This window comes from Micromonospora sp. NPDC050784, from assembly GCF_044456765.1.
Lineage (GTDB): Bacteria > Actinomycetota > Actinomycetes > Mycobacteriales > Micromonosporaceae > Micromonospora > Micromonospora foliorum.
The window spans coordinates 25,364-38,466 of the sequence record NZ_JBITGG010000033.1; the positions used below are offsets into that span (position 1 = coordinate 25,364).

The 13,103-nt window shown below is 71.5% G+C and carries 12 protein-coding genes and 1 pseudogene; 5 read left to right on the plus strand and 8 right to left on the minus strand.

Features of this window, described 5'->3' with window-relative positions:
• Nucleotides 1-36 precede the first annotated feature (36 nt).
• From ACIBD9_RS30855 to ACIBD9_RS30865, 3 genes are all read left to right on the plus strand, one after another.
• Nucleotides 37-1,083, plus strand: a complete 1,047-nt coding sequence (locus ACIBD9_RS30855) for a LacI family DNA-binding transcriptional regulator (RefSeq protein WP_396722921.1) — start codon at nt 37-39, stop codon at nt 1,081-1,083.
• 32 nt (nt 1,084-1,115) lie between these two features.
• On the plus strand, nt 1,116-2,750 hold the full coding sequence (locus tag ACIBD9_RS30860; RefSeq protein ID WP_396722923.1) for a glycoside hydrolase family 13 protein: 1,635 nt from the start codon (nt 1,116-1,118) through the stop codon (nt 2,748-2,750).
• A 206-nt stretch (nt 2,751-2,956) separates the two neighbouring features.
• A complete protein-coding gene (locus ACIBD9_RS30865; RefSeq protein ID WP_396722925.1) occupies nt 2,957-3,328 on the plus strand; it encodes a VOC family protein in 372 nt (123 codons plus the stop codon).
• Between the two features lie 4 nt (nt 3,329-3,332).
• On the opposite strand, the gene ACIBD9_RS30870 is transcribed toward ACIBD9_RS30865, so the two are convergent.
• The 6 genes and pseudogenes from ACIBD9_RS30870 to ACIBD9_RS30895 form a co-directional block, all read right to left on the minus strand.
• The gene (locus tag ACIBD9_RS30870) at nt 3,333-3,770 is read right to left on the minus strand and encodes a hypothetical protein (RefSeq protein WP_387172385.1); all 438 of its coding nucleotides are present in this window, start codon (nt 3,768-3,770) and stop codon (nt 3,333-3,335) included.
• Between the two features lie 81 nt (nt 3,771-3,851).
• The gene (locus tag ACIBD9_RS30875) at nt 3,852-4,238 is read right to left on the minus strand and encodes a GntR family transcriptional regulator (protein WP_396722927.1); all 387 of its coding nucleotides are present in this window, start codon (nt 4,236-4,238) and stop codon (nt 3,852-3,854) included.
• Nucleotides 4,238-5,164 (minus strand): YihY/virulence factor BrkB family protein, encoded by a 927-nt coding sequence (locus tag ACIBD9_RS30880; protein WP_396722928.1) that lies wholly within the window; start codon nt 5,162-5,164, stop codon nt 4,238-4,240. Before ACIBD9_RS30880 ends, ACIBD9_RS30875 begins: the two co-directional genes overlap by 1 nt.
• A 141-nt stretch (nt 5,165-5,305) precedes the next feature.
• Nucleotides 5,306-5,887, minus strand: coding sequence for a 2'-5' RNA ligase family protein (locus tag ACIBD9_RS30885; RefSeq protein ID WP_396722930.1), 582 nt, complete (start codon nt 5,885-5,887; stop codon nt 5,306-5,308).
• Nucleotides 5,888-5,899: 12 nt separating this feature from the next.
• Nucleotides 5,900-6,925 carry a tryptophan--tRNA ligase gene (trpS, locus tag ACIBD9_RS30890; protein ID WP_196920989.1) on the minus strand — a complete coding sequence of 342 codons (1,026 nt, stop codon included), beginning with the start codon at nt 6,923-6,925 and terminating at the stop codon, nt 5,900-5,902.
• 267 nt (nt 6,926-7,192) lie between these two features.
• Nucleotides 7,193-8,185, minus strand: a pseudogene (locus ACIBD9_RS30895) (hemolysin family protein); the annotation flags it as partial.
• A 195-nt stretch (nt 8,186-8,380) separates the two neighbouring features.
• On the opposite strand from ACIBD9_RS30895, the gene galE reads away from it, so the two are divergent.
• Complete coding sequence (gene galE / locus ACIBD9_RS30900; protein ID WP_396722932.1) at nt 8,381-9,364, plus strand: UDP-glucose 4-epimerase GalE; 984 nt, start codon at nt 8,381-8,383, stop codon at nt 9,362-9,364.
• The gene (gene galK, locus ACIBD9_RS30905; protein WP_396722935.1) at nt 9,361-10,530 is read left to right on the plus strand and encodes a galactokinase; all 1,170 of its coding nucleotides are present in this window, start codon (nt 9,361-9,363) and stop codon (nt 10,528-10,530) included. Before galE ends, galK begins: the two co-directional genes overlap by 4 nt.
• 305 nt (nt 10,531-10,835) lie before the next feature.
• On the opposite strand, the gene ACIBD9_RS30910 is transcribed toward galK, so the two are convergent.
• Both ACIBD9_RS30910 and cysD read right to left on the minus strand, forming a co-directional pair.
• Nucleotides 10,836-12,164 (minus strand): sulfate adenylyltransferase subunit 1, encoded by a 1,329-nt coding sequence (locus ACIBD9_RS30910; protein ID WP_396722936.1) that lies wholly within the window; start codon nt 12,162-12,164, stop codon nt 10,836-10,838.
• Entirely contained in the window at nt 12,164-13,075 is a 912-nt protein-coding gene (gene cysD / locus ACIBD9_RS30915) for a sulfate adenylyltransferase subunit CysD (RefSeq protein ID WP_396722938.1), read from the minus strand. Before cysD ends, ACIBD9_RS30910 begins: the two co-directional genes overlap by 1 nt.
• Between the last annotated feature and the right edge of the window lie 28 nt (nt 13,076-13,103).

Sequence of the window (13,103 nt, forward strand, 5' to 3'; positions counted from 1 at the left end):
CCCCGCAAGAACTTGCCGGTGGGCTAAAGTGCCGCCATGCGCGCTCGACTGTCCGACATCGCCCAGCAGGCCGAAGTCAGCGAGGCCACGGTGTCGCGGGTGCTCAACGACCGCCCCGGCGTGGCCCCGGAGACCCGGCAGGCCGTCCTCACCGCCCTCGACGTGCTCGGGTACGAGCGCCCGGCCCGGCTGCGCAAGCGCAGCGCGGGGCTGGTCGGCCTGGTGGTGCCGGAGCTGGACAACCCGATCTTCCCCGCCTTCGCCCAGGTCATCGAGTCCACTCTGGCGCAGAGCGGGTTCACCCCGGTGCTCTGCACCCAGACCGCCGGCGGCGTGACCGAGGACGAGTACGTGGAGATGCTGCTGGACCGGCAGGTCTCCGGGATCGTCTTCGTCTCGGGCCTGCACGCCGACACCGCGGCCAACCACGACCGCTACCGGGCGCTGCTCGCCCGGCCGCTGCCGGTCGTGATGATCAACGGGTACGTGCCCGGCATCGGGGCGCCCTTCGTCTCCTGCGACGACCGGGAGGCGGCCGAGCTGGCCGTCGCCCACCTGGTCGCGCTCGGGCACCGGCGGATCGGCCTGATCACCGGCCCGGACCGGTTCGTTCCGGTGCAGCGCAAGGTGGCCGGCTGGCGCTCCGCGATGACCCGGCTGGCCGGCGTCGCCGAAGCCGACCTGGGCCCACTGGCCGAGCTGTCACTGTTCGGAGTGGAGGGTGGCGAGGCGGCGGCCGGCCGCCTGCTGGACCGCGGCGTCACCGGGGTGGTCTGCGGCTCCGACCTGATGGCGCTCGGCGCGGTCCGGGCTGCCCGCCAACGCGGCCTCAACGTGCCCGACGGCCTCTCCGTGGTCGGTTACGACGACTCCCCGCTGATGGCCTTCACCGACCCGCCGCTGACCACCATGCGGCAGCCGGTCACCGCGATGGCGGTGGCCGCCGTCCGCGCCCTGGTGGACGAGATCAACGGGCACGGGGCCCCGCACTCGGAGTACCTGTTCCGCCCGGAGCTGGTGGTACGCGGCTCCACCGCCGTCGCGCCGACTTCCGCCCGCCTTTCTTACGCAAGATCTGCTTGACTCTTGCAGCGACGGGCCGGCATATTGCTCGAATGATCAGCACCGCCACCCCGCCGCACGCCACCGACGACGACTGGTGGCGCTCCGCGGTCGTCTATCAGGTGTACGTCCGCAGCTTCGCTGACAGCGACGGCGACGGCACCGGCGACCTCCAGGGCATCCGGCAGCGCCTGCCGTACCTGCGCGACCTCGGGGTGGACGCGCTGTGGCTGACCCCCTTCTACACCTCGCCGATGATCGACGGCGGGTACGACGTGGCCGACTACCGGGACGTCGACCCGATGTTCGGCACCCTCGACGACTTCGACGCGATGATCACCGACGCGCACGCCCTCGGCCTGCGGATCATCGTCGATCTGGTGCCCAACCACACCTCCAGCGCGCACCACTGGTTCACCGCCGCGCTCGCCGCCGGGCCCGGCTCGCCGGAGCGGGCCCGCTACCTCTTCGCCGACGGTCAGGGCGCGCACGGCGAGTTGCCCCCGAACGACTGGGAGAGCATCTTCGGCGGCGCCGCCTGGACCCGGATCGCGGACGGTCAGTGGTATCTGCACCTGTTCGACAGGTCCCAGCCGGACCTGAACTGGCGTCACCCGGAGGTCCGCGCCGAGTTCGAGGACGTGCTGCGGTTCTGGCTGGACCGGGGCGTGGACGGATTCCGCGTCGACGTGGCGCACGGCATGATCAAGGCGGAGGGGCTGCCGGACGTCGGCTTCAGCTCGGCCACCACCGGCCAGCGCCAGGTCGAACTGCTCGGCAGGGGCCGGCTGCCGTACTTCGACCAGGACGAGGTGCACGAGATCTACCGGGCGTGGCGGCCCATCCTGGACAGCTACCCGGGCGGTCGGATGGCGGTCGCCGAGGCGTGGGCCGAGACGCCCCAGCGCCTGGCCCGCTACATCGGGCCGGACGAGCTGCACCAGGCCTTCAGCTTCGACTTCCTGGACGCCACCTGGTCGGCCGACTCGTTCCGCAAGGTGATCGACACCGCGTTGGCCGAGGCGACCGTGGTCGGGGCGCCCACCACCTGGGTGCTGTCCAACCACGACAAGCAGCGGCACGTCACCCGGTACGGCGACGGCGCCGAAGGGCTGCGCCGAGCCCGTGCCGCCAGCCTGCTGATGCTCGCCCTGCCCGGCTGCGCCTACCTCTACCAGGGCGAGGAACTGGGCTTGCCGGAGGTCCTCGACCTCCCCGACGAGCTGCGCCAGGATCCGGCGTTCCTGCGCACCGGCGAGAGCCGCGACGGCTGCCGGGTGCCCATACCGTGGAGCGGCGAGTTGGCCCCGTACGGCTTCGGGCCGGCCGGCAGCGAGCTGAGCTGGCTACCCGCCCCGGCGGTCTGGCAGGCGCTGTCCGTCACGGCGCAGACCGACGTGCCCGGCTCCACCCTGGAGTTGTACCGGGCCGCGCTGCGGATCCGTCACGACCATCCCGCGCTGGCCCTCGACGCCGACGGGGTCACCTGGCGGGAGAGCGAGCCGGGCGTGCTGGCCTTCTCCCGCACCGCCGGCGCGACCGTGCTGACCTGCGTGGTCAACCTCAGCGGCGCGCCGGTACTGATCGACGGGTACGGTCAGCCGCTCGTCGCCAGCGACGAGCTCACCGAACGGGGCTCCGGTCATCTGCTGCCAATTGACGCGGCAGTCTGGTTGGAACAGCGCTGAACGGGTAACTCGTTCTCGACCTGGTCGTTCGTCGTGCCCCGCGCCGACGGGCGACTGGGCTACCGGCCCCTTGTGGTGGGGGGTGAGGTGCCACCGGCGCCACGCGGAGTCCGCTCCGCGCGGCGCCGGTGTCGTGTGCCGCCGCTGGTTAGACCCGCAGGCGTCGCGGGTACCGCATCGGGCACCATCGCTACGGAGGTGACCCCATGGTGGTACGGATCGCCCAGTGCACGCTCGACGTCGAGGACCTGGACGTGATGGTCGCGTTCTGGTCGGCGGCGCTCGGCTACGAGGTCGAGCAGGGCGACGACGGCAGCGCCAAGCTCTGGCCGCCGGGGCAGCCGTCCGCCGCCGCGCCCACCGTGTGGTTGCAGGGCTCGGGCACCGCCAAGCGGGGCAAGAACCGGCTGCACCTCGACCTGGTCGCGGACGCCGACCCTCAGGCCGAGGTACAGCGGCTGCTGAGCCTCGGCGCGCGGCACGTCGACGTCGGGCAAACCGGGGCCGAGCAGTTCACGGTGCTCGCCGATCCCGAGGGCAACGAGTTCTGCGTGCTGGACCGCGCGCCGACCCGCTGACGTCTCACTTCGCGGTGAGCAGCGCCGCGATCCGGGTCCAGCCGGCGCGTACCTCGGCCTCGTCCGGCGGTTCGGCGGGCTCACCGTGGCCGGCCTCGTCGGCCGCCGCGTCCAACTCCTCGTCGATCACGTCCTCGAAGTCCCCGTACAGGTCGGCCCCCTCAACCTGACGGGCCTCGTCCTCGGCGGCGACCTGCGCGGCGGCGATCTCGCTGCGGATCTCGTCCGCGGACAGCGCCGGCAGCAGCGGCTCCACCACGGCCATCAACTGCTCCTCGGCGACCACCGCCTCGGCCAGGGCCAACGCGGCCGGTCGCTCGTACGGCCCGCAGACCACCGGCTCCCACTCGTCGAGGTCACCGAGCGGACCGAAGGTGATGATCCACGGCAGGCCGAGGAGTGGTGAGTCCGCCGGCAGGTCCAGTGTCATGAGTGCGCCCACCGGCTCATCATGGTCCGCGAACGCGAGCGCCGACGCCGTTCTCCTCAGTTATCGCCCGTCCGACTGTCGATCGGCGACCGGTCAGCCGGGACGGGCAGCGTCCAGGGCGGCGCGGACCAGGGCGAGCGCCGTGGCCGGCGGCACGCCGAGCCGGGCCGCCTCCGCCGCGTAGCCGGCCGCCGCCCGCTGCAACCGGTCGACGGCGTCGTCCCGCCCGGGGGCGACGAAGGTGCCGTTGCGCCCCCGGGTCTCCAGCAGCCCGGCGGCTTCCAACTCCCGGTAGGCGCGGGCCACCGTATTCGCGGCCAACCGCAGGTCGGCGGCGAGCTGCCGGACGGTCGGCAGGCGGTTGCCCACCGGCAACCGGCCATCGCCGATCAGCTCGGCGATCTGCACGCGCACCTGCTCGTACGGCGGCACCGACGAGTCCGGGTCGACCGAGATCAGCACCTGCACGCCTTCCGTCATCAGCCCGCACCGCCCGGCGTACCGGGATCAATGCCCTCGTCGACATCCTTCGCTGGCGCGGGGGTTTCCGCCAGGTCCACGACTCGGCCGTTGGTGCTGGTCGCGAGGAGCGCAGCGCCGAACAGCACCAGCTGGTTGAGAAGGTAGAGGTAGAGCAGCAGACCGACCGCGCCGGCCACCACGGTGTACGCCGGATTCCGCTCGGTCCGCACCACGTAGTACCGCCCGACGGTGTTCAGCAGCGTGATGCCGACCGCCACCAGCACCACCACCGGGCGCAGCCGGGACCGACTCATCCGCAGCCGGGGCACGGCCAGCAGCAACGCGGTGGCGAGCACGGTGTTGACCAGCACGCTGAGCACCGCGCTGATCGTGGTCAGACCGACCGAACCGGTGCTGCGCAGCAGGAAACGCAGCAGCGACTCCAACGCGTCCACCGCCGCGACCGAGACGCCGAGCAGCACGAACACGCCGATCATCACGCCCAGGTCGACGAGGCGTCGCACCACCAGATTGCCCGGTTGCTGGTTGAGCTGGTACATCAACCGCTGCGAGGACCGGATGGCCTCCACCCAGCCGATCCCGGTGAAGACCAGGATGACCAGGCCGACCACCCCGACCGTGCCGCTGGAGTTGGCGATCTGCTCGGCGTCCAGGAACGGCAGATTCTCCTTGAGGAAGTCGGCCGCCGCCGCGCTGACCTCGTCGTTGTCCTCCAGGATCGCGCCGAAGATGGAGAACGCCACCAGGGCGAGGGCGAACACCGCGAAGAAGCCGTAGTAGGCGATCGCGGCGGCCAACCGGCCGGCCAGCACCTCGCCGTACAGCACACCGGCCCGCCACACATGATCGAAGAGCCCTGACCGGTGGCGCGCGGCGCTCACCCAGCGGTCGATGCCCGCCTCAATTTGGCCGATCACGTTCACGCGATCATCCTCGCCGATCTCCCACCGCTGTAGGGGCAACCGGCTCCCGATGCTCGCCGGCCGGCGCGTCGTCGTCGCATCAGTTGCCGGCGGTCCGGTTGCTGGCACTTTCAGGTGCCGGCAGCCTTGGTTGCCGGCGCTTCAGGTGCCGAGGCAGAAGTCGCGACGCGGCTGCCACCTGGCCTGCCCGCTGTGCGAGAAGAGGGTGAACGCGTCGACCTCGAACATCGCGGAGAAGTCGGCCAGATCCTCGTACACCTTGTCCAGGGCCTCCGGCGCCACGTCCTGCGCCACGGTGACGTGCGGATGGTACGGGAAGCGGAGCTCGCGGTGCAGGCCCGGCGCCGCGGCGATGGCCGCGGCCAGCAACTCGCATTCACTGATCCCGGCGGCCACCGCGACGAACACCACCTGGGTGACCGGACGGAACGTGCCGGTGCCCCGCAGGTGCAGCGTGAACGGCAGGTGCGTGGCGGCGACGGCGGCCAGGTGCCGCTCGACCGCCGGCAGGTTGGCCGTCCGGATCTCGGTGGGCCCGAGCAACGTCACGTGCGCGGGCACCGCCAGCGGATCACCGGCCTCGACCCGCCGCCGGGTGAGCTGGGCACCCCACGGCTCGGGGATGTCCACCGCGATGCCGATCTGGATGGTGTCGCCGGTCGGCGGCACCCCGCCACTGCGATCCACGCTTCGCGCCGCCCCTCCGACCACCGACCCGTCCACCTGTACGCGGACCTACTCGCCGCGCACGGGCGGGAAGAACCCGACCCGCTCGTACGCGGACCGCAGGGTCGTCGCGGCCACCGCACGGGCCTTCTCCGCGCCGGCCGCGAGCAGCTTGTCCAGCTGTGCCGGATCGTCGAGGTAGGCGCGGGTGCGCTCCTGGATCGGACGGACGAAGTCCGTCACCACCTCGGCCAGCTCCTTCTTCAGGTCGCCGTAGCCACGGCCCGCGTAAGCGGCCACCAGCTCGTCGATGCTGCGGCCGCTGAGCGCCGAGTGGATGGTCAACAGGTTGGACACACCCGGCTTGGTCTCGGCGTCGAAGACGATCTCCCGACCGGTGTCGGTCACCGCCGAACGGATCTTCTTGGCGGACCGGGCCGGGTCTTCGAGCAGGTCGATGATGCCGGCCGGCGAGGACGACGACTTCGACATCTTCGCGGTCGGGTCCTGCAAGTCGGTGATCTTGGCAGTGTCCTTGACGATGTGCGGCGCGGGCACCGTGAACGTCGCGCCGAACAGCGAGTTGAACCGCTGGGCCAGATCCCGGGAGAGCTCCAGGTGCTGGCGCTGGTCCTCGCCGACCGGCACCGCGTTGGCCTGGTAGAGCAGGATGTCGGCGGCCTGCAGGACCGGATAGGTGAACAGCCCGACGCTGGCCCGCTCGTTGCCCTGCTTCTGCGACTTGTCCTTGAACTGGGTCATCCGGCTGGCCTCGCCGAAGCCGGTGATGCAGCCGAGCACCCAGGCCAACTGCGGGTGCTCGGGCACCTGCGACTGGACGAACAGGGTGCTGCGTTCCGGGTCGAGCCCGACCGCGAAGAGCTGGGCCGCGGCCACCCGGGTCCGCTGGCGCAGCAGCGCCGGGTCGTGCCCCGCGGTGATGGCGTGCAGGTCCACCACGCAGTAGAAGGCGTCGTGGGTGTCCTGTAGCGCCACCCAGTGCCGCACCGCGCCCAGATAGTTGCCGAGATGGAACGAGTCGGCTGTCGGCTGGATGCCGGAGAAGACGCGGGGCCGGGCGGGAACGTCGGACATGGCGATAATTCTGTCAGCAAGCAACCCGGTCCGTCATGACGGGCCGGCGGGTCGGCTCCGGCCCGCCGGTGCCGAGGTGCTGACCTCGCGTGGTTCGCCCGCGCCGACCCGGCGCGTCGCCCCGACCGCGACCCGGCGGTGCTGCCCCGCCATCGCCTCCCGGGCCTGCTCGGGGCCGCCCGCCGACGCCGGCGCCGGGTCGTACTCGCGGCGCTGCCCGGCGTTCTGCGCGCCGTGCTGCTCGGTGCTCAGCTCGCGGCGCTGCTCGGTGGTGCCGGTCGGCCCGGTGCCGGTCGGCCCGGTGCGGGCGGCGGAGACGGCGAGCCGGGCCACCCGGCGGCCGTCCAACGTGAGCACCCGCAGCAGCCAGCCGGCCGGCAGCTCGGCCGCCGGATCGGATGCACCGACGTCGGCGGGTTCACCCGGCACCGGTACCTCGTCGCCGGTCACCGGGAGCCGGCCCAGCGCGGCCATGACGAAACCGCCAACCGTCTCGTACGGTCCGGCGGGCAGCGCCACCCCGGTCCGCTCGGCGAAGTCAGCGAGGTTGAGTCGACCGTCCACCACGGCGGGCAGACCAGCGTGCACCGGGTCCGGGGCGGCGTCGTACTCGTCGTGGATCTCACCGATCAACTCCTCGATGAGGTCCTCCAGGGTGACGATCCCGGCCGTGCCGCCGTACTCGTCGACCACCACGGCGAGGTGCTGGCCCTCCCGGCGCATCTCGGTCAGCGCGGCGAGCACCCGTTTGCTGCCGGGGAGCCGCTTCACCTCCCGGGCCAACTCGCCGACGGTGACGCACGGGTCGGCGTCCGGGCGCAGCAGTACGTCACGGAGGTGCACGAAGCCGACCACGTCGTCGTGGGTGCCGTCGGTGACCGGGTAGCGGGTGTGCGTTTCGGCGCGGACCAGCCGGGCGGCTTCGACGATGGTCAGCCGCGCTGGGAGGAAGACCACCTCGGTACGCGGCATCATCACCTCGCGGATCAGACTGGCACCGGCCACCAGGACCTCGTCGATGATCCGCCGCTCGTCCGGGTCGAGCACCGTGTTCGCCGCGACCAGGTCCCGCAGATCGGCCTCCGAGATGTGCTCCCGGCCGGCCGTCGGGCCGGTCCCGAGCAGGTCGGTGACGAGTCGGGTGGCGCCATCCGCGGCGCGGACCAGCACCCGGGCGACGGCCCGGGCGAGCGGGCCAGGGTCGCGGCGGGGGTGCACCCGCGCGCGTCGCCGGAGCCCGGTACGGGCCACTTCCCGCATGACAGAGATGGTAGACACCGTGGGCCCACCGCACCGGGGATCACGCGGAGCGACCCACGGATGTTCGGCTCTGTTTAATCATGAGAGATTATGATGGAATGGGGTTGGCGGTGGCATCGGCGAGGGTGCCGGCCACCGCCCTAGTGTGATCACCAAAGGGCCACGTCCCGGGCGGGCCAGGCAGGAGGCAACGACGTGAAACTGCTCGTCACCGGGGGCGCTGGCTTCATCGGGAGCGTGGTGACCCGGATGCTGCTCGACGCGGGTCACCAGGTGGTCATCCTGGACGACCTACGCACCGGGCACCGCGAGGCCCTCGCCCCGGAGGCCACCCACGTCGAGGCGTCCATCCACGACGCCGCCCGCGTCATCACCGCGAACGCCGGGTTCGACGGGGTGCTGCACTTCGCCGCCCTGATCGCCGCCGGCGAGTCGATGGTCAAGCCGGAGCTGTACTGGCAGAACAACACCGTCGGCACGCTCGCCCTGATCGACGCGGTCCGAGCAGCCGGGGTGCCCCGGATGGTCTTCTCCTCCACCGCCGCCGTCTACGGCAACCCCACCGAGCTGCCGATCACCGAGAACGCGGTCAAGGCACCCACCAACACGTACGGCGCCACCAAACTCGCCGTCGACATGGCACTCACCTCCGAGGCGATCGGGCACGGGCTGGCCGCCGTGTCGCTGCGCTACTTCAACGTGGCCGGCGCCCACCTCGACGGCGACATCGCCCTCGGCGAGCGGCACGACCCGGAGACGCACCTGATCCCGATCGCGCTGGACGTCGCCGCCGGCCGGCGGGAGAAGCTCCAGCTCTTCGGGGACGACTACCCCACCGTGGACGGCACCTGCGTCCGGGACTACATCCACGTCGCCGACCTGGCCCGCGCGCATCTGCTGGCGCTGGACGCGGCCACCAGCGGCCAGCACCGGATCTACAACCTGGGCAACGGCAACGGCTTCACCAACCGCCAGGTCGTCGACGTGGTCCGCGAGGTCACCGGGCACCAACTGCCCGTCGAGGTAGCCCCGCGCCGCGAGGGCGACCCGGCTGAGTTGGTCGCGTCCTCCGCGCTGGCCCGCGACGAGCTGGGCTGGGTGCCGCAGAAGCCGACCCTGCACGACATGGTTGGGGACGCCTGGGCGTTCTACCGCACGCACATCCTGGGGCAGTCATGACCCATCCGAGCCGTGACGTCGCCGAACGGGCTGCCGCCGGCTTCTCCGCGCAGTTCGGCGGCCAGCCTGCCGGCCGCTGGGCCGCCCCGGGCCGGGTCAACCTGATCGGCGAGCACACCGACTACAACGAAGGCTTCGTGCTGCCGTTCGCGCTGCCGATGCGCACCGTCGTCGCGGCCGACCGGCAGGACGGGGAGCACTGGACGGCCTGGTCCGAGCTCTCTGGCGAGGCGATCACGTTCGGCGCGGACGACGTCGCCGAGCCGGGTCGGGTCACCGGATGGGGCGCGTACGTCGCGGGTGTGGTCTGGGCGCTGCGCGAGGCCGGTCACCCGGTGCCGGGTGCCCGGCTGGCGATCGCCTCCGACGTGCCGCTGGGCGCCGGGCTCTCCTCGTCGGCCGCGCTTGAGTCAGCCGTGCTGGCTGCCCTGCTCGACCTCGGCGGGCTGGAGCTCGCCCCGGCACTGCAGCCCCGGCTGGCCCAGCGGGCGGAGAACGTCTACGTGGGTGCGCCGACCGGGATCATGGACCAGTCCGCGGCGATCCGTTGCCGCGCCGGGCACGCCCTCTTCCTCGACTGCCGCGACGAGTCGGTCGAGCAGATCCCGTTCGACCTGGACGCCGCCGGCCTGGCTGTGCTGGTCATCGACAGCCGGGCACCACACCGCCACGCCGACGGGGAGTACGCGGCCCGCCGTCGCTCCTGCGAGGCCGGAGCCAGCGCGCTCGGCGTCGCCGCCCTGCGGGACGTGGGCATCGACCAACTCGACGACGCGTTGGCCCAGCTCGACGACGAGGAGACCCGGCGGCGCGTTCGGCACGTGGTGACCGAGGACCAACGCGTACTGGACACGGTGGCGCTGCTCCGCGCCGGCCGGGTCCGCGACATCGGCCCACTGCTGACGGCCTCCCACGTCTCGATGCGCGACGACTTCGAGATCACCGTGCCGGAGATCGACACCGCGGTCGAGGCGGCGTTGACGGCTGGTGCGCTCGGCGCCCGGATGACCGGCGGTGGCTTCGGCGGATGTGTGCTCGCGCTGATCGAGGCCGACCGTGCCGATGCGGTAGCCGCCGCCGTAACCGACGCGTACGCCGACCGGGGCTTCACCGCCCCCGGCACCGTGACCGTCCTCCCCTCCCCCGGCGCCACCCGCCTGCCCTAACGCCACCCGCCCCCCATTCCCCCGCCCCACCCCGGCCGGTTTAGACCGGTCCCGGCCGGTGATCAAGAGGTTCGCGTCAATTCAAGCCCAGATCCTGACGCAAACCTCTTGATCACCGCGTGGGGCCGGCAGGCAGCCGGGCCGGCAGGCGGCCGGGGCTGGAGATCGTGCTTCTTCATGGAAGTAGTGGCCTCGCCCGTTGGGCGAGGCCACTACTTCCTGGATCGTGCGCGATCTTGGGGGGCAGGCGCGAGCCGGCGGGCACGGACGAGCGGGCGGGCCGGCCGGTGGTGGGTGGGTTGGGGTTAGCTGGCTTCGACGATCATGGCGGCGCCTACCGTGCGGTTGGTCGCCTCGTCGATGATGACGAAGCCGCCGGTGGTGCGATTGCGGCGGTACTCGTCGGCCAGCAGCGGCACCGTCGTGCGCAGTCGCACCCGGCCGATCTCGTTGAGCCGCAGTTCGTCGGCCGACTCGTCGCGGTGCAGCGAGTTGATGTCCAGCCGGTAGTGCAGCCCGCGCACGATCGCCCGGGCCGACCGGGTGGTGTGCTTGATCGCGTACCGGCCGCCGACCCGCAGGGGGGCCGTCTCGTCCATCCAGCAGACCATCGCCTCGATGTCCTGGGCCACCGCCGGTGCGTTGTTCGGCCGGCAGATCAGGTCACCGCGAGAGATGTCGATCTCGTCGGCCAGTCGTACCGTCACCGACATCGGCGGGAACGCCTCCGGGACCGGCCCGTCCGCGGTCTCCACGGCGGCGATCCGGCTGGTGAAGCCGGAGGGCAGCACCATCACCTCGTCGCCTGGCTTCAGCACGCCGGAGGCGACCTGACCGGCGTAGCCGCGGTAGTCGGTGATGGTGGTGGACTGCGGACGGATCACGTACTGCACCGGGAACCGGACGTCGACCAGGTTGCGGTCACTGGCGATGTGCACCCGTTCCAGGTGGTGCAGCAGCGACGGGCCCTCGTACCAGGGCATGTTGTCCGACCGGGCGACGATGTTGTCGCCGCGCAACGCGGAGATCGGCACCACGGTCAGGTCCGGTGCGTCGAGCTTCGCCGCGAACGCGGTGAACTCGTCGGCGATCCGTTCGTAGACCTCCTGCGACCAGTCGACCAGGTCCATCTTGTTGACACACAGGACCAGGTGCGGCACCCGCAGCAGGGAGCAGAGGAACGCGTGCCGGCGGGACTGCTCGACGAGGCCCTTGCGCGCGTCCACCAGGATCAACGCCAGGTCCGCCGTCGAGGCCCCGGTGACCATGTTGCGGGTGTACTGGATGTGCCCCGGGGTGTCGGCGATGATGAACTTGCGCCGGGGGGTGGCGAAGTACCGGTACGCCACGTCGATGGTGATGCCCTGTTCCCGCTCGGCACGCAGACCGTCGGTGAGCAACGCCAGGTTGGTGTATTCGTCACCGCGGGCCGCGCTGACCGCCTCCACGGCGGCCAACTGGTCGGTGAAGAGCGACTTGGTGTCGTAGAGCAGCCGCCCGATCAGGGTCGACTTCCCGTCGTCCACGCTGCCGGCGGTGGCGAACCGCAGCAGGTCCATAGCCCGGGCCTCCGGCCCGGCCCCGGTAACAGCCCGGGCCTCCGCATTCGCGGACGCCATGATCTCGGTGCTCATCAGAAGTAGCCCTCCCGCTTGCGGTCCTCCATGGCGGCCTCACTGACCCGGTCGTCACCACGGGTGGCGCCGCGCTCGGTGATCCGGGTGGCCGCCACCTCCTCGATGACCTTCTCCACGGTGTCCGCGTCGGAACGGACCGCGGCGGTGCAGGAGGCGTCGCCGACGGTGCGGTAGCGCACCTGCGCCTTGAACCGCTCCTCACCCGCGCGGGGGCGGAAGAACTCGTTGACGGCGTAGAACATGCCGTCCCGCTCGATCACCTCGCGCTCATGGGCGTAGTAGATCGAGGGCAGCGGGATGCGTTCCCGGGCGATGTAGTGCCAGACGTCCAGCTCGGTCCAGTTGGACAGCGGGAAGACCCGGATCGACTCGCCCGGGTGGTGCCGGCCGTTGTAGAGCGACCACAGCTCGGGCCGCTGGTTCTTCGGGTCCCACTGACCGAACTCGTCGCGGAAGCTGAACACCCGCTCCTTCGCCCGGGCCTTCTCCTCGTCCCGACGGGCGCCTCCGAACAGCGCGTCGAAGCGGTGCTTCTCCACCGCGTCCAGCAGCACCGGTGTCTGGATCCGGTTGCGCATGCCGTCGGCGGACTCCCGGACCATGCCGCTGGCCAGGGCCTCCGGCACGCTCGCCACCACGAGCTGCAACCCCAGCTCGGCGACGCGTTGGTCGCGGTATTCCAGGACCTCGGGGAAGTTGTGCCCGGTGTCGACGTGCATGACCGGGAAGGGGACATTGGCCGGGGCGAACGCCTTCTGCGCCAACCGCAGCATGACGATCGAGTCCTTGCCACCGGAGAAGAGCAGCACCGGGCGTTCCATCTCGGCGACCACCTCGCGCATCACGAAGATGCTCTCCGCTTCCAGGGCGTCCAGGTGGGAGACCTGGTACGCCGCGGGGGTGGTCATGACACCGGCTCGATTCGCTCGCTCATCC